Origin of the sequence: Duganella alba, from assembly GCF_009674495.1 — a bacterium.
GTDB lineage: Bacteria > Pseudomonadota > Gammaproteobacteria > Burkholderiales > Burkholderiaceae_D > Rugamonas > Rugamonas alba.
In genome coordinates, this window is sequence record NZ_WKJN01000040.1 from 1 (window position 1) to 22,653 (window position 22,653).

19 protein-coding genes are annotated in these 22,653 nt (G+C 65.0%); 14 read left to right on the forward strand and 5 right to left on the reverse strand.

The window, feature by feature from the left end:
- Window positions 1-81: 81 nt before the first annotated feature.
- Window positions 82-1,863, reverse strand: coding sequence for a lipid A export permease/ATP-binding protein MsbA (msbA, locus tag GJ695_RS26270; RefSeq protein WP_154370051.1), 1,782 nt, complete (start codon window positions 1,861-1,863; stop codon window positions 82-84).
- A gap of 186 nt (window positions 1,864-2,049) precedes the next feature.
- Between msbA and GJ695_RS26275 the strand changes: the two genes are divergently transcribed.
- From GJ695_RS26275 to GJ695_RS26315, 9 genes are all read left to right on the forward strand, one after another.
- Window positions 2,050-3,717 carry an amidohydrolase gene (locus tag GJ695_RS26275; RefSeq protein WP_154370054.1) on the forward strand — a complete coding sequence of 556 codons (1,668 nt, stop codon included), beginning with the start codon at window positions 2,050-2,052 and terminating at the stop codon, window positions 3,715-3,717.
- Window positions 3,718-3,793: 76 nt separating this feature from the next.
- Window positions 3,794-5,497 (forward strand): urocanate hydratase, encoded by a 1,704-nt coding sequence (gene hutU / locus GJ695_RS26280; RefSeq protein ID WP_154370058.1) that lies wholly within the window; start codon window positions 3,794-3,796, stop codon window positions 5,495-5,497.
- Window positions 5,498-5,505: 8 nt separating this feature from the next.
- Complete coding sequence (gene hutH, locus GJ695_RS26285; RefSeq protein ID WP_371866607.1) at window positions 5,506-7,044, forward strand: histidine ammonia-lyase; 1,539 nt, start codon at window positions 5,506-5,508, stop codon at window positions 7,042-7,044.
- A gap of 10 nt (window positions 7,045-7,054) precedes the next feature.
- Window positions 7,055-7,840 carry an N-formylglutamate deformylase gene (gene hutG, locus GJ695_RS26290; protein WP_154370063.1) on the forward strand — a complete coding sequence of 262 codons (786 nt, stop codon included), beginning with the start codon at window positions 7,055-7,057 and terminating at the stop codon, window positions 7,838-7,840.
- Entirely contained in the window at window positions 7,837-9,198 is a 1,362-nt protein-coding gene (locus GJ695_RS26295; protein WP_154370065.1) for a formimidoylglutamate deiminase, read from the forward strand. The genes hutG and GJ695_RS26295 overlap by 4 nt, the downstream gene beginning before the upstream one ends.
- Window positions 9,195-9,770, forward strand: a complete 576-nt coding sequence (locus GJ695_RS26300) for a HutD/Ves family protein (protein ID WP_154370068.1) — start codon at window positions 9,195-9,197, stop codon at window positions 9,768-9,770. The genes GJ695_RS26295 and GJ695_RS26300 overlap by 4 nt, the downstream gene beginning before the upstream one ends.
- 15 nt (window positions 9,771-9,785) lie before the next feature.
- Window positions 9,786-11,009, forward strand: coding sequence for an imidazolonepropionase (gene hutI / locus GJ695_RS26305; protein ID WP_154370070.1), 1,224 nt, complete (start codon window positions 9,786-9,788; stop codon window positions 11,007-11,009).
- A gap of 67 nt (window positions 11,010-11,076) precedes the next feature.
- Window positions 11,077-13,722, forward strand: a complete 2,646-nt coding sequence (locus GJ695_RS26310) for a zinc-dependent metalloprotease (protein WP_154370072.1) — start codon at window positions 11,077-11,079, stop codon at window positions 13,720-13,722.
- Between the two features lie 2 nt (window positions 13,723-13,724).
- Entirely contained in the window at window positions 13,725-15,281 is a 1,557-nt protein-coding gene (locus GJ695_RS26315; RefSeq protein ID WP_371866608.1) for a glycine betaine ABC transporter substrate-binding protein, read from the forward strand.
- A gap of 241 nt (window positions 15,282-15,522) precedes the next feature.
- Here GJ695_RS26315 and GJ695_RS26320 read toward each other — a convergent pair whose 3' ends face one another.
- Window positions 15,523-16,014, reverse strand: a complete 492-nt coding sequence (locus tag GJ695_RS26320) for a GNAT family N-acetyltransferase (protein WP_154370074.1) — start codon at window positions 16,012-16,014, stop codon at window positions 15,523-15,525.
- Window positions 16,014-16,922 (reverse strand): DMT family transporter, encoded by a 909-nt coding sequence (locus tag GJ695_RS26325; RefSeq protein ID WP_154370076.1) that lies wholly within the window; start codon window positions 16,920-16,922, stop codon window positions 16,014-16,016. Before GJ695_RS26325 ends, GJ695_RS26320 begins: the two co-directional genes overlap by 1 nt.
- Window positions 16,923-17,089: 167 nt before the next feature.
- Between GJ695_RS26325 and GJ695_RS30410 the strand changes: the two genes are divergently transcribed.
- On the forward strand, window positions 17,090-17,224 hold the full coding sequence (locus GJ695_RS30410) for a hypothetical protein (protein WP_267874284.1): 135 nt from the start codon (window positions 17,090-17,092) through the stop codon (window positions 17,222-17,224).
- 1 nt (window position 17,225) lies between these two features.
- Here GJ695_RS30410 and GJ695_RS26330 read toward each other — a convergent pair whose 3' ends face one another.
- Window positions 17,226-17,663, reverse strand: a complete 438-nt coding sequence (locus tag GJ695_RS26330; RefSeq protein WP_154370078.1) for an Mpo1 family 2-hydroxy fatty acid dioxygenase — start codon at window positions 17,661-17,663, stop codon at window positions 17,226-17,228.
- Window positions 17,664-17,749: 86 nt separating this feature from the next.
- Here GJ695_RS26330 and GJ695_RS26335 point away from each other — a divergent pair, with 86 nt between their 5' ends.
- From GJ695_RS26335 to GJ695_RS26345, 3 genes are all read left to right on the forward strand, one after another.
- Window positions 17,750-18,256 (forward strand): DNA-deoxyinosine glycosylase, encoded by a 507-nt coding sequence (locus GJ695_RS26335; RefSeq protein WP_154370080.1) that lies wholly within the window; start codon window positions 17,750-17,752, stop codon window positions 18,254-18,256.
- Window positions 18,253-19,680, forward strand: a complete 1,428-nt coding sequence (locus tag GJ695_RS26340; RefSeq protein ID WP_154370082.1) for a DUF4214 domain-containing protein — start codon at window positions 18,253-18,255, stop codon at window positions 19,678-19,680. The genes GJ695_RS26335 and GJ695_RS26340 overlap by 4 nt, the downstream gene beginning before the upstream one ends.
- 66 nt (window positions 19,681-19,746) lie before the next feature.
- Window positions 19,747-21,450: a DUF4214 domain-containing protein gene (locus tag GJ695_RS26345; RefSeq protein WP_154370084.1), complete on the forward strand. Its 1,704-nt coding sequence runs from the start codon at window positions 19,747-19,749 to the stop codon at window positions 21,448-21,450.
- Here the strand turns inward: GJ695_RS26345 and GJ695_RS26350 are convergent, their stop codons facing one another.
- Window positions 21,451-22,131 (reverse strand): GNAT family N-acetyltransferase, encoded by a 681-nt coding sequence (locus GJ695_RS26350; protein WP_154370086.1) that lies wholly within the window; start codon window positions 22,129-22,131, stop codon window positions 21,451-21,453.
- A gap of 61 nt (window positions 22,132-22,192) precedes the next feature.
- Between GJ695_RS26350 and GJ695_RS26355 the strand changes: the two genes are divergently transcribed.
- On the forward strand, window positions 22,193-22,570 hold the full coding sequence (locus GJ695_RS26355; RefSeq protein ID WP_166455341.1) for a Gfo/Idh/MocA family oxidoreductase: 378 nt from the start codon (window positions 22,193-22,195) through the stop codon (window positions 22,568-22,570).
- Window positions 22,571-22,653 lie beyond the last annotated feature (83 nt).

Consider the following 22,653-nt stretch of genomic DNA (forward strand, 5'->3'; position numbering starts at 1 on the left):
GGGGTCAGTGCCGACATTCGGACACGGCCTCAGCCGCGCGCGGCTGAGGCCGTGTCCGAATGTCGGCACTGACCCCGGTTTTCAGGTTTGAATGCTTTTCTGCGTTTGATATAAACGGGAGTAGATGCCGTTCTGCGCCAGCAGCGCAGCGTGGCTGCCGATTTCGGCGATGCGGCCGCGATCCAGCACCACGATGCGGTCCGCATTTTCGATGGTCGACAGGCGGTGGGCGATGACCACCGTGGTGCGGCCTTTCATCAATACTTCCAGCGCCTGCTGCACCAGCCGCTCGGATTCCGTATCCAGCGCGCTGGTCGCTTCGTCCAGGATCAGGATCGGCGCATTTTTGTACAGCGCGCGGGCGATCGCCAGGCGCTGGCGCTGGCCACCGGACAGGCGCAAGCCGTTCTCGCCGACCGGCGAGTTATAGCTTTCCGGCTGGCGCACGATGAATTCATGGGCATGCGCGGCGCGCGCCGCCGCTTCCACGCGCTCCATCGACGGCGCCGGATCACCATAGGCGATGTTGGCCGCCAGCGTGTCGTTGAACAGCACCACGTCCTGCGACACCAGCGCGATCTGCTGGCGCAACGAGGCCAGTGTGTAGTCGCGCAGGTCGGCGCCATCGAGTGCGATGCTGCCGCCGCTGACATCGTAGAAGCGCGGCAGCAGGCCGGCCAGCGTGGTCTTGCCGCTGCCCGAGCTGCCCACCAGCGCGACCGTTTCGCCGGCGGCGATGTCGAGCGACACATGTTCCAGCGCCGGACGCGCGTCCGGGTCCAGCGGCACACCATCGGCGCCGCGATAATGGAAGCTGACGTCGCGCACCGACAGGCGGCCTTCGGCGCGGGCGATGGTCTTCTGGCCCTGGTCTGCCTCCGACTCCAGGTCGATCAGGCCGAACACCGATTCCGCCGCCGCCAGGCCGCGCTGCATCGGTTCGTTAATCTTGGTCAGGTTCTTGATCGGCGACTGCATCGCCATCAGGGCGGTCAGGAAGCCGACGAAGCCGCCGGCCGACAGCGCGCCGGCCTGGGCGCGGATCAGCGCGAAATAAATCACCGACGACAGCGTGATACCGATCAGCAGCATGATCAGGCCGGAGTTGAAGGCCGAGGTGGCGGCGTGCTTGACCGCCAGCTGGCGGTTCAGTTTGACCACCTTGCCAAAGCGGTCGCGCTCATACTGCTGGCCGCCGAAAATCTTCACCACGCGCTGGCCGCTGATGCTTTCGTCAAGCACATTGGTCAGCTCGCCCATGGCGGCCTGGGCGCTGTTGCTGAGCGCGCGCATGCGGCGGCCGGCGAACACCACCACCGTCGCCACCAGCGGCAGCAGGCCGAGACAAAACAGCGCCAGCTGCCAGTCCACCACGAACAGGGTAATCAGGTAGCCGGTGGTGGCCACCGAGTCGCGCACCGCGACGTTGACCACGGTCAGGCCGGCCTGCGCCACCTGGGCGGCGTCGAACGCCACCCGCGACAGCGTGGTGCCGGTCGACGACTGGTCGAAATAGCGGTTCGGCAGCCGCATGATGCGGGCGAACATGGTTTCGCGCAGATTGGCCTGGACCCGGCTGTTGAGCCACGCCGCGCCGTATTCGCCGGCGAAGCTGGACACCATGCGCAGCAGGGCCAGCGCGAAGATCATGGCCGGAATGGTCCACAGTGCGGCCTTGGACGGATCGCGCGGCAGCAAATCGCCCAGCGCCTGCTTCATGGCCACCATCATGCCGGTCGACGGCGTCTTGATCACGCCCAGCGCGTTGGCCGGCGTCAGCGCGTCGACCACATTTTGCAGCTGGCCCAGCAGCAGCACGTCGGTGGCCGCGGCCACAGCGACCGCCAGCAGCGTGACGAGCATGATTCCGCCATAGGGCAGGAATTCCTTGATGAGGCGAAGATAGAGTTGGCGGCTTGACACTGGCTATTCACGCTAATAAATACGGGAAGCCCGCATTGTACCCGTCCGGCCACTCGCTCAGCCCAGTTCTGCACGCTTCGGTTGACCAAAACGCAAACTTCGCTACACTCTGAATCTTGCTGCTGAATGGAGAACCCGATGCGCCCCACCTTTTTGACCGCCGCCGTGCTGGCTGCCTTCGCCCTGCCGGCCCATGCCGACACCATCATCGACCGCGCCAACGGCTACACGCTGACCGCCGCCGGCCAGTTGCAGCGGTTTTCCTCGCTGGCCTTCGATGACCTGGGCCGTGTCGTCGCGGTCGGCAGCGAGGCGGAAACGGCGGCCGCGCTGCCGCGCGCGGAGCACATCGACGTGCAGGGCAAGACCCTGCTGCCAGGGCTGATCGACGCCCACGGCCACGTGTTCGAACTGGGCGAAATCGCCTCCGGCGTGGAGCTCTACAGCCCCACCTCGCTCCCCGGCGCGGTGAAAGCGGTGGCGGACTTCGCCCGCGCGCACCCGAAAAACGCCTGGATCATCGGCTTCGGCTGGAACCAGGAGATCTGGAAACTGGGCCGCTTCCCCACCGCCGCCGAGCTGGATATGGTGGTGCGCGACCGTCCGGTGCTGCTGCACCGGGTCGACGGCCACGCCATCTGGGTCAACACCAAGGCACTGGAAATGGCCGGCGTGACGCGCGAAACGGCCGATCCGGCCGGCGGCAAGATCGAACGCGACGCCAGCGGCAAGCCGACCGGGGTGCTGGTCGACGCGGCCATGGAGCTGGTCAACAAGGTGGTGCCGCTGCCGACGCCGGCCGAGGCGCGCGCCACGCTGGACGTGGCGCTGGCGCAGCTGTCCAAGGTCGGCCTGACCAGCGTGCACGATGCCGGCATCAAGGTGGTGCAGGACGACATCTACCGCGACTACGCCGACCACGGCAAGCTGACCACCCGCGTCTACGCCATGATCGGCGACACCACGGCCGATTTCGACGAGCTGTCCAAGGACGGTCCGCTGAAGTCCTACGCCAACGACGTGTATGCGCTGGCGGCGGTCAAGCTGTATTCGGACGGCGCGCTGGGCAGCCGTGGCGCGGCGCTGCTGGCGCCATATTCCGACATGCCGTCGACCAAGGGCCTGCTGTTCTACCCGGATGCCGAGATGCGCGCCAAGATGAGCAAGGCGATGAAGGCCGGCTACCAGGTCAACATCCACGCCATCGGCGACGCCGGCAACCACCAGATCCTCGACGCCTACGCGCAACTGATCCCGCAGTACAAGAACGTCGAACTGCGCCACCGCATCGAGCATGCGCAGGTGGTCACGCTGGAGGATATCCCGCGCTTCAAACAGCTGGGCATCATCCCGTCGATGCAGCCGACGCACGCCACCTCGGACCAGAACATGGCCGAGCAGCGCGTCGGCCATGAGCGCATCAAGGGCGCCTACGCCTGGCGCACCTTCCTCGACCAGGGCTCGAAGATCGCCTGCGGTTCGGACTTCCCGATCGAGTCGCCGAATCCGTTCGAAGGCCTGCACGCGGCGGTCACGCGCCAGAACAATGCCAACGTGCCGGTGGGCGGCTGGTACAAGAACCAGGCCATGACGATGACCGAAGCGTTCCGCTGCTTCACCCTGGACGCGGCCTGGGCGGCGCACCAGGAAAAGGTCATCGGCTCGCTGGAGCCGGGTAAGTGGGCCGACTTCATCGTGGTCGACCGCGACATCTTCAAAATTTCGCCTGAGCAACTGGGCAAGACGCAGGTGCTGCAAACCTGGATGGGGGGCAAGCGGGTGTATAAAAAATAGGCAACGCTATGGGTTGACTTGGTTGTCTATACAACCTATGCTGCGGTTATTCCATTACCGCCGCAGGAGACTTCCCATGACCAGCCAATTCGACAACGACCCACGTTACGACGCCAGCCGGGACATCCGCGCGCCGCGTGGCCCGGAGCGCACCTGCAAGAACTGGGGCGCGGAGGCGGCCTACCGCATGATCCAGAATAATCTGGACAAGGAAGTGGCGGAGAATCCGAAGCATCTGGTGGTCTACGGCGGCATCGGCCGCGCCGCCCGCAACTGGGAGTGCTACGACCAGATCCTGGCGTCGCTGCGTGAGCTGGAAGACAATCAAACCCTGCTGATCCAGTCCGGCAAGCCGGTCGGCGTGTTCCAGACTCACGAAGACGCGCCGCGCGTGCTGATCGCCAATTCCAACCTGGTGCCGAAGTGGGCCAACTGGGAACACTTCAATGAACTGGACCGCAAGGGCCTGTTCATGTACGGCCAGATGACGGCCGGTTCGTGGATCTATATCGGCACCCAGGGCATCGTGCAGGGCACCTTCGAGACCTTCGCCGAAGCGGGCCGTCAGCACTTCGGCGGCGACCTGAAAGGCCGCTGGGTGCTGACTGCGGGCCTGGGCGGCATGGGCGGCGCGCAGCCGCTGGCCGCCACCATGGCCGGCGCCGTGTCGCTGACTATCGAGTGCCAGCAGAGCAGCATCGACTTCCGCCTGCGCACGCGCTATCTGGACAAGCAGGCCGCGTCGATCGACGAGGCGCTGGAACTGATCAAGCTGCACAAGGCGAACGGCGACGCGATCTCCATCGGCCTGCTGGGCAACGCGGCCGACGTGCTGCCGGAGCTGGTGCGCCGCGCCAAGGCCGGCGGCATCGTGCCGGACGTGGTCACCGACCAGACCTCGGCGCATGACCTCATCAACGGCTACCTGCCGCAAGGCTGGAACGTGGCCGACTGGAAGGCGGCGCAGCAGGACGTGGCGCGCCATGCGGAACTGAAGGCCGCCGCCACCGCATCGTGCGCGGTGCACGTGCAGGCGATGCTGGACTTCCAGGCGCTGGGCGCCAAGGTGGTCGACTACGGCAACAACATCCGCCAGGTGGCGTTCGACCACGGCGTGCAGAACGCCTTCGATTTCCCCGGCTTTGTGCCGGCCTATATTCGTCCGCAGTTCTGCGAAGGACGCGGCCCGTTCCGCTGGGTGGCGCTGTCCGGCGATCCGGAGGACATCTACAAGACCGACGCCAAGATCAAGGAGCTGTTCCCGCACCATGCGCAGGTGCACCGATGGCTGGACATGGCGCGCGAGCGCATCGCCTTCCAGGGCCTGCCGGCGCGTATCTGCTGGCTGGGCCTGGGCGAGCGCCACATCGCCGGCCTGGCGTTCAACGAGATGGTGCGCAACGGCGAACTGAAAGCGCCGGTGGTGATTGGCCGCGACCACCTGGATACCGGCTCGGTCGCCAGCCCTAACCGCGAAACCGAGGCGATGAAGGACGGCACCGACGCCGTCTCCGACTGGCCGCTGCTGAACGCGCTGCTGAACACCGCCGGCGGTGCCACCTGGGTGTCGCTGCACCACGGCGGTGGCGTCGGCATGGGATACTCGCAGCATTCCGGCGTGGTGATCGTGGCCGATGGCACCGACGCCGCCGCCAAGCGCCTGGCGCGCGTGCTGGTCAACGACAGCGGCTCGGGCGTGATGCGTCACGCCGATGCCGGCTACGAAACCGCAGTCGCCTGCGCCAAGCGCAATGGCCTGAACCTTCCAATGATTAAATGATTGAAGCTATGAACCTGACTCTCAAACCCGGCGCCATGACGCTGTCCGAACTGCGCGCCGTGTGGACCGCCGCCGCGCCGCTGACGCTGGCCGCTGAAGCCTATCCTGTGATCGAAGCCGCCGCCGCCGCCGTGCAGGCGATTGTCGCCAAGGGCGACGCCGCCTACGGCATCAACACCGGTTTCGGCCTGCTGGCCAAGACCCGCATCCCGGACGAAAAGCTGGAGCAGCTGCAGCGCAACCTGATCCTGTCGCATTCGGTGGGCACGGGCGAGCTGATGTCGGACGCCGTCTGCCGCCTGATCCTGCTGATGAAAATCGGCAGTCTGGCGCGCGGCTACTCGGGCGTGCGTCCGCTGATCGTCAACACGCTGATCGCGCTGTACAACGCCGGCATCATGCCGGCCATTCCGGCCAAGGGTTCGGTCGGCGCATCGGGCGACCTGGCGCCGCTGTCGCACATGACGCTGGCGATGCTGGGCGTGGGCCAGGTGCGCGTCAACGGTGTGCTGATGGACGCTGTCGATGCGCTGAAGGCCGCCAACATCGAGCCGGTGGTGCTGGCCGCGAAGGAGGGCCTGGCGCTGATCAACGGCACCCAGGTGTCGACCGCGCTGGCGCTGCATGGCCTGTTCATGGCCGAGCGTCTGCTGGAAGCGGGCATGGTGTCCGGCGCGCTGTCGCTGGATGCGGCCAAGGGTTCCGATTCGCCGTTCGACGCGCGCGTGCATGAAGTGCGCGGCCAGCCGGGCCAGATCGCCGCTGCTGCCATCTATCGCAAGCTGGTGTCGGACAGTGCGATCCGCGCCTCGCACCTGGTGGGCGACGAACGCGTGCAGGATCCTTACTGCCTGCGCTGCCAGCCACAGGTGATGGGCGCCTGCTGGGACATCATCAACAACGCCGCGCGCACGCTGCTGATCGAAGCCAATGCGGTCACTGACAATCCGCTGTTGTTCAAGGATGGCGAACTGTCGGTGGTGGTCTCGGGCGGTAACTTCCACGCCGAGCCGGTGGCGTTTGCCGCCGATACGCTGGCGCTGGCCATCGCGGAAATCGGCTCGATCTCCGAGCGCCGCGTGTCGTTGCTGATCGACGCCACCTTGTCCGGCCTGCCGCCGTTCCTGGTGCGTGATCCGGGCGTGAATTCGGGCTTCATGATCGCCCACGTGACCGCCGCCGCGCTGGCGTCGGAGAACAAGTCGCTGGCGCATCCGGGCAGCGTGGACACCATTCCAACCTCGGCCAATCAGGAAGACCATGTCAGCATGGCGACTTACGCGGCGCGCCGCCTGGACGATATGGCGCAGAATACGGCTGTCATCATCGGCATCGAGCTGCTGGCGGCGGCGCAGGGCATCGATTTCCACCGTCCGCTGAAAACCTCGCCGCATCTGGAACACGTGCATGAGCAGCTGCGCCAGAAGGTGCCGTTTTACGAGGAAGACCGCTTCTTCGCACCGGACATCGAAGCGGCCAAGGGCATGGTGATGCGCGGCGAATTGAGCGCGTCGTGCAAGGAGCTGTTCACGTCTCTGCATCCGTAAGGAGTAGCGCATGGATTATCAATTCAAAGCAGGCAGTATTCCCTTGCTGGTGTCCATGCCGCATGTGGGCACCGACATTCCCGACGACGTGCTGGCGGCGATGACGCCGGCCGCCGTCGACAAGCAGGACACCGACTGGCATCTGGTGCGCCTGTATGAGTTCCTTGGTGAGATGGGCGCGTCGGTGCTGTCGGCGCGCTGGTCGCGCTACGTGATCGACTTGAACCGGCCGCCGGAAAACACCAATCTGTATCCGGGGCAGGACACCACCGGCCTGTGCCCGGTCGACACCTTCCACCGCGAGCCGCTGTACCGCGAAGGCCGCACGCCGGACGAGGCGGAGGTCAAGCGCCGGCTGCAGGCGTACTGGAAGCCGTATCACGACCAGCTGCGCTCCGAACTGGATCGCCTGCTGGCGCTGCACGGCCGCGTGGTGCTGTGGGATGCGCATTCGATCGCCTCGGTAGTGCCGCGCTTCTTCGAGGGCAAGCTGCCGGACCTGAACTTCGGCACGGCCGACGGCAAGAGCTGCGCTGCTGGCCTGAGCGACGCCATCGTTGCGCGCGCGCAGGGCGGCGACTACACCATCGCCGTCAATGGCCGCTTCAAGGGCGGGCATATCACGCGTTTCTACGGTGAGCCGGCGCGGGGTGTGCATGCGATCCAGCTGGAGATGTGCCAATCGACGTATATGGATGAAGATGCCCCGTATGGCTATCGCGCCGACCTGGCCGCGCAGGTGCAGCAGCCGCTGCGCGCGATGATGCAGGCCGCCGCCGACTGGGTGGGTGCATGAGCAAGCTGTTTGCACGCCATGCCCTGCTGCCGGATGGCTGGGCCGGCGATGTGCTGATCGAGTGGGATGCCACAGGCGCCATCACGGCGGTGACGCCCGGCGCCCCTGGTGACGGTGTGGAGCGCGTCGAATATGCGCTGCCTGGCATGATCAACCTGCATTCGCACAGCTTCCAGCGCGCCCTGGGCGGCCGCACGGAAAAGGCCGGCGACAGCAAAGACAGCTTCTGGACCTGGCGCGAGCTGATGTACCGCTTCGCGCGCAACATCACGCCCGAGCACATCGAAGCCATCGCCGCGCAGCTGTTCAGCGAATGCCTGCGCCATGGCTACACGTCACTATGCGAGTTCCACTATGTGCAACGGGCGCCGAACGGCGCCATGTATGCGCGGCCGGCGGAAACGGCGGAGCGCGTCATTGCCGCCGCACGGTTGGCCGGAATCGGCATGACCATGCTGCCGGTGTTGTATAGTTATTCCGGCTTTGGTGAAAAGGCGCTGAAACCGGAGCAGCAGCGTTTTAAAACCGATGCGCAGGATGTGTTGCGGATCGTCGAGGCGCTGGAACCGTTGCGCGATGCGCAGGTGGAAGTGGGCGTGGCGCCGCATTCGCTGCGCGCGGCCTCGGTGGCGCAGATCCAGGAAGTGCTGGCGACGCTGCCGAAGGCGCGTCCGGTGCACATCCACATCGCCGAGCAGCAGGCGGAAGTGCAGCAATCGCTGGACTGGAGCGGACGCCGCCCGGTGCAGTGGCTGCTGGAGAACATGAATGTGGACCAGCGCTGGTGCCTGATCCATGCGACGCATCTGGACGATGAGGAAGTCAGCGGCATCGCCCGCAGCGGCGCGGTGGCGGGCCTGTGCCCGACCACGGAAGCGAATCTCGGCGACGGCCTGTTCCCGCTGGAACCCTTCCTGGCGCAGGGCGGCCGCTTCGGCATCGGCAGCGACAGCCATGTGTCGCAAAGCGCGGTGGAGGAGCTGCGCTGGCTGGAATACGGACAGCGGCTCCAACACCAGCGCCGCAATATCGCGGTGTCGGACAGCGAGCGCCATGTCGGCGACTTCCTGTGGCAGGGCGCCTTGCGGGGCGGCGCGCTGGCGGCGGGACGGCCGGTGGGCGCACTGGCGCCGGGCCATCGCGCGGACGTGGTCGTGCTGGATGACGATCATCCGAATATGTTTGGGTTGGTGCTGGACGAAGTACTCGGCAGCTTTGTCTTCAGCGGCAACGACAATCTGGTCAAGGACGTCATGGTCGGCGGCCAGTGGGTAGTGCGCAATCAGCAGCATGTGGCGCAGCAGGCGATCGCTGCGCGCTTCAAGCAGACCTTGGCCGAACTGAGGGAGTTCCGATGACCCAGCTGATCCAGTATGCAAACCTGCGTTCCGCACCGTGGAAAAACGGCGGCGGCTGCACCACTGAAATCGCCGTCTCGCCAGCCGGCGCCACGTTCGATGAATTCGAGTGGCGCGTGAGCCTGGCCACCATTTCGCAGGACGGCCCATTCTCTTCCTTCCCCGGCATTGACCGTTCGCTGGCGCTGGTTGACGGCGACGGCGTGCTGCTGGATTTCGGCGACGAGCGCTTTGTTCTCAGCCCCAGCGAACCGCTGATCGAATTCGCCGGCGAGGACGCGGTGCACGCCACCGTCACCGGCCAGCACACCACCGATTTCAATGTGATGACGCGGCGCGGCCTGTGCCGCCACCGGCTGGAACTGCTGACGGTATCGGGCAAGGAGGCGCTCAAGCGGCGCAGCGGCACCACGCTGCTGTTCCTGGCCGACGGCGAGAGCCTGACCCTGAGCAGCACGCGCGAACGCATCGCCATGGTCCGCTACGACACGCTGGTGATGGCGGCGGACGACGACTGGACGCTGGAAGCGCAGCGGGCCACCGTGCTGGTGGTCGATATCATCAATCAATAAGACGAAGGTTGCGGTATGTGGGATGTGTTGTTCACCAACGTGCATCTGGCCACGATGGCCGATGGCGCTCATGGCAGCTATGGCGAGGTGCGCGATGCCGCCATCGCCGTCAAGGATGGCCGCATCGCGTGGCTGGGGCCACAGGCGGAAATGCCCAAGGGCCAGCAGGCCGTCACCGTGCACGATGGCGGCGGCAGCTGGCTGACACCGGGGCTGATCGACTGCCACACCCACATCGTCCACGCCGGCAACCGCAGCGATGAATTCGAGGCGCGCCTGAACGGCGCCACCTATGAAGACATCGCCCGCGCCTGCGGCGGCATCATGTCCACCGTGCGCGCCACGCGCGCGGCGTCCGAAGAGGAACTGCTGCGACAAAGCCTGCCGCGCGTACGCAGCCTGCTGGCGGAGGGCGTGACCACCATCGAGATCAAATCCGGCTACGGCCTGACGCTGGAATCGGAGGCGAAGATGCTGCGCACGGCGCGCCGCATCGGCCGCGAGCTGCCCGTGCGCGTAGCCACCACCTTCCTCGGCGCGCACGCGCTGCCGCCGGAGTTTGCCGGCCGCGCCGACGATTATGTCGATGAAGTCTGCAGGATGATCGCGCCGCTGGCGGCCGAAGGGCTGGTCGACGCGGTGGATGCATTCTGCGAGCGCATCGGCTTTTCTCATGCGCAGACGGAGCGTGTGTTCCAGGCGGCGCAGGCACACGGCTTGCCGGTCAAGCTGCATGCGGAACAGCTGTCCGACCAGCGCGGCGCGGAACTGACGGCGCGCTACAACGGCCTGTCGGCCGACCATCTGGAACATCTGACGGCGGACGGCGTCCAGGCCATGGCTGCCGCCCGCACGGTGGCGGTGCTGCTGCCCGGCGCTTACTACTTCCTGCGCGACACCACGCCGCCACCGGTGGCGGCGCTGCGCGAAGCGGGTGTATTGATGGCGATCGCCACCGACTGCAATCCCGGCACCTCGCCGATGACGTCTTTGCTGCTGGCGCTGAACATGGCCTGCACGCTGTGGCGTCTGACGCCGCAGGAAGCGCTGGTCGGCGTGACGCTGCACGCGGCGCGCGCGCTCGGACTGCACGGCGAGATCGGCAGCCTGGAAGTGGGCAAGCGCGCCGATTTCGCGTTGTGGCGGATCGCCCGCCCGGCGGATCTGTCGTACGCCATCGGCCTCAATCCCTGCCGCGGTGTCGTCAACGCAGGCATTTTGCGCTCTCCGGCCATGTAAAAAGCTGTTCGCTGCGTTGTGCTTTCGGTTACATTAATCGGATGTCATCCAACGAAGCAGGATATCCATGTTCGTCTTGAAATCAGTACGTGTCGCCGTGCTGGCGGCGCTGAGTGCCCAGGCCCTGGCGCAGGAGCCAACGCCACCTGTCCCCCATGCGCCGGAAGTGCCGGTGGTGGCGACCACGCCGCTGCAACCGGCCGCCACGCCGACGCCCGCGATTGTGCTGCCGACCGCCGCGCCACGGCCGTTTGTGGAAGTGGTGCGCGGCGCCCAGCATGTGGCAGGCTTCCTGGGCCTGTACCAGAAAGAGGAAAAGGTCTGGATCGAACTGCGGCCGGACCAGTTCGACCAGCCGCTGTTCATGTCGGTGAATATGCCGAACGGGATCGGCGAGCGTGGCATCTACGGCAGCCAGATGGGCATGAGCCAGGTGGTGGTGTTCCACCGCATTGGTAATCTGGTGCAGATGATCGCCAAGAACACCGACTTCGGCGCCAAGGGCGGCACGCCGCAGGCGCTGGCGGTGCAGCAGGCCTTCTCGGACAGCCTGCTGGCGATTGCGCCGGTGGCCAGCGGCCCTAACCCGCAATCGAAATCGATTCTGATCGAGGCGAATGCATTGCTGTTCGGCGATATCCCGTCGATGACCACCAAGCTGGAGACAGCGTTCCGCATGCCCTACGTGATGGACGCGCGCAACAGCAGCTTCCTGACGGTGCGTTCGGACGAATCGATGACTGGCCTTCAGGTCAACGCGCACTTCTTCGTGCCGCGCATTGCGGCGCGGCCTGCGGTTGCGCCGCCGGTGCCGCTGGCGCTGGCGACGCCGCCCACCACGTTGCCGGATCCGCGCAGCATGTTCCTCGGTTTCTATTACAGCTTCATGCCGCTGCCGGCGCAGGCCATGCATGGCCGCCGCGCCGATGACCGCATCGGCCATTTCGTCAGCACCAGCCAGGATTACTCGGACGACGTGACGCCGACGACGGCGGTGCACCTGGTGGACCGCTGGCGGCTGGAGAAGCAGGACCCTGCGGCCGAGCTGTCGGAGCCGAAGCAGCCCATCGTCTACTGGATCGACGCCAATGTGCCGGAGAAGTACCGCGAGTCGGTGAAGCAGGGCGTGCTGGCCTGGAACGAGGCCTTCGAGCGTATCGGCTTCAAGAACGCCATCGTGGTCAAGCAACAGGCGGCGACGGACAAATTCGACACCATGGATGCGCGCCACGCGTCGATCCGCTGGTTCGTCGGCAGCGATGTCGGTTTCGCCATCGGGCCTAGCCAGGTCGATCCGCGCAGCGGCGAGATTCTGGATGCGGATATCGGTATGTCCGACGTGTTTGCGCGCGGCGCGCGACGCATGGTGGGCGAGGACAGTTTCGATCTGTCGCCGCCGGCTACCGGCGAGGACCGCTGCGACTACATGGCCGAATCGGCACAGGAGATGGGCTTCGCCATGGACGTTCTGGAAGCGCGCGGCGAGCTGGAAATGGGCAGTCCTGAAGCGGATGCGGTGGCGCAGGCGTATGTGAAGTCGGTCATCATGCACGAGGTGGGCCACACGCTGGGCCTGCGGCATAACTTCCGTTCATCGACCATCTACACGCTGAAGCAGCTGCAAGACCCTGAATTCACCAAAAAGAACGGCATGGCCGGATCCGTGATGGACTACACGCCGTTCAACCTGTCGCTGAAAGGCGAGAAGCAGGGCGAGTACGTGACGTCGGCGCTTGGCCCTTACGATTTCTGGGCCATCGAGTATGCCTACAAGCCGATCGAGCCGGCGCAGGAGAAGGAAGCGCTGGCGAAGATCGCCGCGCGCTCCAGCGAGCCTTTGCTGGCCTTCGGCACCGACCAGGATGCGAACGGCTTCAATATGGACCCGGACGTGAATGTGTTCGACCTGGGCAGCGATCCGCTGGCGTACTTCCAGCGCCGCCTGACGATTTCGCGCGAGCTGTGGGACCGCATACAGCGCCGCACGCTCAAGCCGGGCGAGAGTTATGAAGTGCTGCGCCGCAGTTTTGATTACGGCTTCCAGCAGTTCGCGCGCACGCTGCCGGTGGTGGTGAAGTATGTGGGCGGCGTGACCTATCTGCGCGATCACGCGGGCACGGGGCGCGCGACCTTCACGCCGGTTCCGCTGCCGCGTCAGCGCGAGGCTTTACAGATGCTGACCGCCAGCCTGTTCAAGGCGGACAGCTTCCAGTTTTCGCCGGCGACCATCAGTCGCCTGGGATCGGATCATTTCAACACGCGCGGCCGGCCGGATGTGTCGGTGAACAGCCGCGTGCTGTCGCTGCAATCGGCGGCGCTGGACCAGCTGATGTCCGATGCGGTGGCAGTACGTTTGCTCGACTCGCAGGAGAAGGTGGACAATCGCAAGCAGGCATTGGGACTGCCCGAGCTGTATTCCACGGTGCAGGATTCGGTGTGGAGCGAGCTTAAAACCGGCAAGGATATCAACGGCATGCGGCGCAATCTTCAGCGCGAGCATTTGAAGCGGCTGGTGGCGTCGCTGTTGCGCGTGTCGGCGACCACGCCGGCCGATGTGCGCAGTTTGCAGCGCGAGAATGCGCTGAAGCTGGAGCGCGATCTGCGCGGCGCCATGGGCAGGCCGATGAGCCGCGAAGCCAAGGCGCATCTGTCGGAAAGCTACGAGACGCTGGGGCAGGCGCTGAAGGCGCCGATGCTGCGCGCGGGGGCGTGACGATGACGGGACGACGATGGATGGCCGGGCTGGCGATGGTGTTCGCCGGTCCGGCTGCAATGGCGGCGGGCGATACGCTGCATATCGGTTCCAAGCGCTTCACCGAGTCGTACATCCTGGGTGAGGTGCTGGCGCAGACGGCGGCGCCGCATGCGAAGGTGGAGCATCTGCAAGGTCTGGGCAATACGGCGATTGTGCTGGCGGCGTTGGAGGCCGGGCGGATCGATGTCTATCCCGAGTATGTAGGCACGCTGGACCTGGAGATCCTCAAGCACGCCAAGCCGGCTTCGATGGAGCAGATCCGCAAGGAGCTGGCGGCGATGGGGCTGGGTGTGGCGGTGCCGCTGGGCTTCAACAATACCTATGCACTGGCGATGCGCGGCGATGCGGATGCGCCGCACAAGCTGAGCGAGCTGGCGGGGCGCACGCAGCTGCGCTTTGGTCTGTCGCATGAGTTCATCGGCCGTGCGGATGGCTGGCAGGGACTGGCGGCGCGCTATGGTCTGACGCAGCGGCCGGAGGGACTGGACCACGGTATCGCGTATGAGGCGTTGCGACACAAGCAGGTGGATGTGGTGGATATTTATTCGACCGAGGCGCGCATTAGCCAGTATGGCTTGCGGGTGCTGGAGGATGACCGCGCATACTTCCCGCGTTACGATGCGGTGCTGCTGTACCGGCTCGACGCGGCCAGGCGGTTTTCGGCGGCGTGGCAGGCGATCAGCAGGCTGGAAGGGCGTATCAGCGAGAAGGATATGATTGCGATGAATGCGGCCGCTGAAATCGATGGCCAGAGTTTTTCGCGCGTGGCGAGCGACTGGCTGGCGGCGCATCCGCTGTCGGCGCCCGCAGCTGGCGCAGCGGCTGCCGGCGCCATCGCTGCTGCGGCCCCAGGCGCCGTGCCGGCTGCGCGCGACGGCCTGCTGGCGAAAATCTTCGACAAGAATCTGGGGCATCTGACGCGCCAGCATCTGACGCTGGTGCTGCTGGCGGTGGCGATCGCCTGCGTGATCGGCGTGCCGCTGGGCGTGCTGGCGGCGTGGCTGCCGCGCTTGCGGCAAGTGGTGCTCGGCCTGACGGGCATGCTGCAAACGATACCGTCGCTTGCCCTGCTGGCGTTGCTGATTCCCTTGCTCGGCATGATAGGCACGGCGCCGGCGCTGGTGGCGCTGGTGGTGTATGCGCTGCTGCCGATCGTGCGCAACACCTGCACCGGGCTGTTGCAGGTGTCGCCGGGACTGAAGCTGGCGGCGCAGGCGATCGGCCTGCGGCCGATGCAGCGGCTGGTGCATATCGATTTGCCGCTGGCGCTGCCGGTGATCCTGGCCGGCGTGAAAACCGCCGCCGTGCTGAGTGTCGGCACGGCGACCATCGCCGCCTTCATCGGCGCCGGCGGTTTCGGCGAGCGCATCACCATCGGCCTGGCCTTGAACGACAACGATATGTTGCTGGCTGGCGCTATCCCAGCAGCAATATTGGCATTGCTGACACAGGGTGTATTCGAGTTGCTGGAGCATGCTGTGCTTAACAGGCATCGCTTTTCTGTAAAGCCGGTGTAAGCGAATTCAAGGCGCCGTAATGATTTGTAAGGCCTGCGGCGCGCGGTTGCGACGGGAGATATAGTGAATCCGTTGATTCAATCTCCCTCCCACTGACAACGGGTTCCACCCATCCAGCGCTTGTCGCTGGGTGGGATTTTTTTACGTGCGCATGCTTCCACCCCAAACGAAAGGGTCTGACCCCGTACGGGGGCAGACCCTGGCCGCAGCGGTGTGCGGGTTGGGTTGGTGCCGCGAGCTGCTACCCCTGCGCCGACAGCTGCGCCAGCGCGTCGCCGGTAACGCGGCAGATGCGCCAATCCGGCATCACGGTCGCGCCCATGCCTTCGTAGAACTTGATCGCATTGGCGTTCCAGTCCAGCACCGACCATTCGAAGCGGCCGCAGTCGCGCTCCACCGCCAGTTGCGCCAGCGCCACCAGCATCTGCTTGCCGTAGCCCTTGCCTCGCTGCGACTGCTGCACGTACAGATCCTCCAGATACAGGCCCTTCTTGCACAGGAAGGTGGAGAAGTTGTGGAAGAACAGCGCAAAGGTGACCACCTCGCCGCCGGTTTCGCCCACCAGCGCCTCGCACACCGGCTTGTCGCAGAACAGGCTGTCGTGCAGCATGGCTTCGTTGGCGACGACCATGTGTTCGAGTTTTTCAAACACGGCCAGCTCGAAGATCATGCCGAAGATGGCGGGAATGTCGGCCGGCGTCGCCGGGCGGATGGTCAGTTCGGAAGAGCTCATCAGGTTTTGGAGGTAGTGGAAGAATTCGGTTGCAGCGCCCAGGCGACGCTGGACAGACACAGTATCATGCCCAGCCATTCCATGGTTCCGGGGCGGTAATGTTCCAGCTGGATCGACAACAGCACGGAGATCACCGGCGTGACGACGCCGATGTAGACCGCCTTGTCCGAGCCGATGCGGTGGATCAGCGTGAAGTAGGCGGCGAACGCGATCACCGAACCCAGCAGAGACAGCCACAGCAGGCCGCCCCAGTATGTCGCCGTCGTCGGCAGGCTGAAGTGCTGGCCGCTGACGATCACCCACAGCGCCACCAGCAGCGTGCCCCACAGCATCGACCAGGCCATGGTCAGCAGCACATTGTCGGATTGCTGGCGGACCTTGACCACCACCACATTGCCGACCGAGCTGGCCAGGGTGGCGGTCAGCGCCAGCATCAGGCCGAGCAGGAAGTGGCCGTCGCCGCCGCTGCGGATCTGCTGCCAGGCGTCGCCGATGGAGTGCAGGAACAGCAGGGTGATGCCGCAGATGGCGACGATGCCGGCGGCCCAGGTGCGCCAGCCCAGCGCGGCGCCGAAAGCGATGCGGTTGAGGAGTGGATTCCAGAACACCATCAGCGCGAACAGCACGGCCACCAGGCCGGACACCAGGTATTGCTCGGAGGTGTAGGTGCAGATGTAGCTGGCGGCAAAGGTGGCTGCGCCTTGCAGCATCATCCAGCGCTGCACGCGCCACGGCAGCAGCAGGCGGTCGCCGCGCACCGCGCACCAGGCGAACAGCACCGCCGAGGCCAGCGCGAAGCGGTACACCACCGAGACGGCGGGCGCGACCTCACCGAGTTGCAGCGTGATAGCGAAGAAGGTGGAACCCCAGATCAAACAGGCGGTAAGGAATAAGAGTGGCGAGGACATCGAACGAGTATAGCTGCCCGGCTTGCATCTTGCCTAGCGGCCAGCTTTTTGTTGCGGCGCAACAGATTGCCAACGAAGTTGTATCTGGCGTGTAAATTCAGCAGTATTTGTCTAAAGACCAAGTATAGTGAAATCACACCCCAAATCATCGCCAACCGGAGGGCGCCATGAGCACCGCGCTGCAAATCAAGGTCGTCACGCTGCTGGGCTATGTCGCCCTGAGCACCGCGCTGGTGCTGATGCTGGCCGATGATGGCATGCAGGGCGCCGCCACGGCCATGTTCTACGCGCTGCTGCGCTGACTTAGTACGCCAGGTGCAGCCGGCGGTACAGGAAGCTGAGCACGAAAAGCGGGCCGATCAGCAGGAAGCGCAGGTCTTCAAAAAACGACGGCTTCTTGCCCTCGATCTTGTGGCCGATGAACTGGCCGATCCACGCCAGCACGAAAATCGCGATCGACAGCGGCAGCACAGTCTGCGGCGGCAGCGCCGCCAGGATCGCCAGCATCAGCGCCGCCATCAGCAGCATGCCGACCGCGAACGGCTTCGACAGGCGGAAGTAGTACAGCATCGAGGCCGCGGCCAGTCCCAGCGCCACCAGGGGATGCAGCGCCCACAACATCCCCAGCAGCGTGAACACGATGACGGGCACGCAGACAAAATGGATCAGTTCGTTGGTGTGGTTGAGGTGGCTTTCGCTGTATTTGGCCAGCAGCGTATCGATCGTGCGGTGTTGCGGCATGGTTGTCTCCGGCAAGTTATTGTTATCGACTGATAATGATTCTACACCTACAATGACGCGTATGAACGAGACGTCCGGGACGAAGAATGAGCAGTAAAGCGTGCTTTCCGCCAGTCGTGAATGCCGACACAAAAATCCTGATTCTAGGCAGCCTTCCGGGCGACAAGTCGCTGGCGCAAGGCCAGTACTACGCCAACAAACAAAACGCCTTCTGGTATCTGCTTTCCCAATTGCTGGGGACGGATCTGGTTGGGCTGGACTATGCGGACCGGCTGGCCACGCTGCTGGCGCACGGCGTCGGCTTGTGGGATGTGGTGGCCGATGCCACCAGGGATGGCAGCCTGGACAGCCGTATCAGGGATCACCGCAGCAATGACCTGTCCGGCCTTGTCGGCACGCTGCCGCAATTACGGGCGGTGGCCTTCAATGGCAAGACCGCCGCGCGGCTCGGGCTCAAGCAGCTGGCGGCCGCCCATGACGCCATCCGCACCGTTGAACTCCCGTCCTCCAGCCCGGCGTATACCCTGGCCGTCGATAAAAAGCTTGAGAGCTGGCTGGGCTTACGTCCATTGCTTGCCGCAGGAGAAAAATGAAACGCTTGCTGACTGTTGCCGTCTCGATCATTCTGGGCGCCTGCGGCGGCACGACGCAGGATGCGCCACAGAAAAAAATGGCCGCGCTGGGCGCCGCCGGCGCCGCCGCCTCCGTGGTGTGGGTTCCGGGATACCGCGCTGATTACAGCGTGGCCCGCGCGGCGGACGGCGTGGTCACCGTGACGAACCAGCAGAGCGGCGCGGCCGCCCGCTATGCCGGCGCCCAGCTCCTCAAGTTTTTTGACCGCTACGTGTCGCTGGAGGTGGACGGCACGCCGGGGCAGGTGTATCGCCTGTACCAGGCGGCCTTCAACCGGCAGCCGGATCTGGCCGGGCTGGGCTACTGGATCGCCGTCAATCAAAGCGGGCGGGACTTGCCGGGCATCGCCAGCGATTTCATCAGCTCGGGCGAATTCAGGCAGCTGTATGGCGACAACGTGTCCAACGTCGCCTTCACCAATGCCCTCTACAACAACATACTCCATCGTCCCGGCGAGGCGGCCGGCGTCGACTGGTGGGCGGGTCAGTTGAACAACGGCGCGCTCCGCAACGCCGTGCTGTTCAGTTTTGCCGACTCGCCCGAGAACAAAGCCAATCTGCAGCCGGTGATGGCCAACGGTTTTGACTATGTGCCGTTCGTGCCGGCGACGGCGCAAAGCGTCTGCGCGCATACGCCGGCCGACAAGCCGCTGGTGTTCTCGGGCTATAACGTCTCGACCAACGAGTGGAATATCGTCGACGCCGCCGGCCATCCGAAGCCGCTGCCGTTCGCCTACACCGAGTGCGCCGGCGGCAAGGACCTGGCGGACAACGCCATCAGCGCGGCGTGGAACTGGTCGCTGCCGCAGGCGGACTGGCGCTATCCCGAGAGCGCCACCAACACCGCCGGCTATGTGAAGGCCTTCCCCGAAATCATCTACGGCCGCCAGCTCGGCGGCGCCACCTCGGCCGCTTCGGTATTGCCGTTGCTGGTGTCGCAGGTGGACCTGGTGGCAAACCATGATGTCGCGGTGGCGTCGGACGGCATCGACCAGACCTTCATCCAGGGCACCTACATCGCCACGCATGACACCAATGAATGGCTGTCCTCGGTGACGGTGATGCTGCGGCCCACCAAGGTTTGCATGGACGAGTGCGGCAATCCGCACCAGTTCATCGAAACCACCGTGATCGACGGCATCACCTACTACGTCTACATGCAGGTGGAAATGGATGTGGCCAAGAATATCCCGCGCTATAACGTCGAGCTGCTGGTGAAGGAGGACCACCTGCGCGGCAGCATGAAGATGAAGTCGATCAACGACTACCTGATCGGCAAAGGCTGGCTGAAGGCGGACAACTACATGAACTCGATCGAAATGGGCACGGAGATCATTTCCGGCACCGGCAAAACCACGGTCAACCATTTCAGCGTCACGCGCTAGATTCTTATATTGACAACTAATTTCCCAGTGGTAATATTGACGATCTTAAAATGATCGGAGCCGCGGATGTGGAACGTTGCAATTACGTATGAAGACCCGAACAACTTCATGACGGACAAGACGCTGTTCAACGCGGCGATCCAGTCGGCCGTGACGTACCTGAACCAGTTCATTGTCGGCAGCACCACGCTGAATGTCACGGTGTCGGTCAGCGCCACGTCGACCGGCCGCTTTGCCGGCGGCGGCGCCAACTATGCGGAGTACACCACCGAAAACGGCCTGAATATTTTAAAGGCCGAAGCCGCCGCTGAATTCGCGGCCGGCGCCAACCTGAACGGCAGCGCCGCCGACCTCACCATCTACGTCGATCCGACCAGCAGCTATTTCAAGGGCCTGTACTTCGACGGCGGCGCCTACGACGCCCCGCGCTCGGTGCCCAACACCATGACCGACGGCCTGTCGGTGGTGCTGCACGAGCTGATGCACGGCCTCGGCATCAATTCCTACCGCGACACCGCCACCACCCAGTACAACGGCATCTGGCGCACGGTGTGGGATAAATACGTGACGTCCGCCAACGGCAAGCTGTATCTCGACATGCCGAACTTCGCGTCGCACGGCATCGATCCGGTGGAGGTCAGCAGCACGTCGGTGTCGCAGAACAATTCGCACCTGGGCGACGCCACCAACCTGCAGGCCGGCTATCTGGACGACATCATGAACGGCCTGTACTTCTACGGCGGCCACCACTACGAGATGAGCCAGCTCGACGTGCTGATCCTGCAAGGCCTCGGCTATACCGTGACCATGCCGGACAACCTGGCGCTGTCCGACGGCAGCCTGACCGGCAAGGGCCTGGTCAAGCCGGTGGTGACCGGCAGCACCGTCAGCAGCGCCATGACCAGCAACCTGCTGCACCTGAGCGGTACGGCGCAGGCCGGTTCCACCACCAGCGTGCTGGAGCACAATACGCTGCTGGCGCAGGCCAAGGCCGACGCCAGCGGCCACTGGTCGCTCGACGTGGTGATCGATCCGTCGCTGGCCGCCAGTGCGCTGGTGGTGCGCGACGGCACGCATGTGATCGACAGCGACAAGATGCTGGTGTCGCGCAGCGCCGACGCCGGCCTGCATCTGTACGGCTCGGCGCAATTCAAGCAGCTGGTCGGCGGCACGCATGACGATCTGTTTACCGCCGGTCCGCGCGGCGCCAGCATCGACGGCGGCGCCGGCCTCGACAAGGTGGCCTACGCCAGCGACACGCTGGCCGCCAACACCATCGCCAGGCAGGGCGACGGCGGCTACAAGGTCAGCAATGCGAGCGGCGCCGACCTGCTGCACGGCGTCGAACGGCTGCAATTCAGCGACGCCAGCGTGGCGCTCGACACCGGCGTCGATGGCGTCGCCGGCCAGGCCTACCGCGTGTACCAGGCCGCGTTCAACCGCGCCCCCGACGCCGCCGGCCTCGGTTACTGGATCAGCGTGATGGACCACGGCGGCAGCCTGCTCGACGTCAGCAAGTCCTTTGTCAGCTCGAAGGAGTTCCAGGACTTGTATGGCGCGCAGCCAAGCAACGCCGACATTGTCGGGCGCTACTACCAGAACGTGCTGCACCGGACGCCGGACCAGGCCGGCTTCGATTACTGGGTCGATGCGATGAAGCACGGCGGCACCGCCGCCGACGTGCTGGCCAGCTTCAGCCAGAGCGCGGAAAACATCGCCGCGCTGGTCGGCGTGATGCAGAACGGCGTCGCCTACACCGCCTTCGGCTGACTATTCCGCCACCACCACCCGCACGGTCGATTCCAGGTAATCCTTGAAGCCCATCTTCAGGTACAGCTGGTGGGCGGGATTGGTGCGCATCACGTGCAGGAAGGAGCGCTCGTCGCGCAGCATGTGGCGGCGGATCAGCTTGCCGATGAGCCGCCTGGCCAGGCCGCGTCCCTGGTCGTCCGGGTGGGTGCAGACGCCGCTGATTTCAGTCAGGCCCGGCGCGCGCAGGCGTTCGCCGGCCATGGCCATCAGGCGCTCGCCGTCGAAATAGCCGAAATAATCGCCCAGCTCAATGGTGCGGATGCCGAACGGGCCCGGCTTGCACAGCGTCGCCAGGTCCAGCGCCTGCTGCGCGTGCTCGGGCCGCAGCGGCACGGCGTCCGGCGCCGGGTCGGCCGCCGGCAGCGGGCCGTCCCACAGCATGCGGAACATGGTGGTTTCGGCGTCGATGCGCCAGCCGGGCGGCGCGGCGCCGGTCCAGTTTTCGCAATAGAAGTGCTCGCCGGCGGCGCACCAGGGTTGCAGCGCGGCGAAGTCCGGCTGCGCCGGGTCGGCAAAGGCGATGATCGGCGAGAAGCCCTGGGTGTAGCGGCGCGCCGTGTCGGTGCCGCTCGACCACTGCCGATGCGCGCCGTTCAGGGTGTGCCAGAAAATATGGTCCAGCGTGGGATTGCGTTGCATGAATCTTGCCTTGTGGTTATGCTAGTCTGACAACGACAGTGTAGCTAAAACAGGGGGAAACGTGGAAACTCAAAAAATCGCCATCATCGGTCTGGGCCGCATCGGCTCGGCTTTCCTGCGTAATCTGCTGGCCCGCAGCGGCCACGGCGTGGAGCTGGTCGGCGTGGCCGAAACCGGCGACACGCCCGGCCGCCAGCAGGCGGTGGACGCCGGCCTCAACATCGCCTCGCTGGATGAAATTGTGGCGCTGGGCAGCGGCATCGATATCCTGTTTGACCTGACCGGCATCCCCGCCGTTCGGCGCGAGATCCGCGAAAAGCTGATGGCGCAGGGGAATCACCATACGGTGGTGGCGTCGGAAACCATTGCGCGGCTGATCTGGTCGTTGACGACGGATGATGAGTTGCCTGTCATTGCGGGGCGGAGTACCGGGTACTGACCCCCACGGCGCGAGATCGCGCTTTGCCTTGATGCTCGCGGCACCCGCTCGACCCGCACAGCGCTGCGGCCAGGGTCTGACCC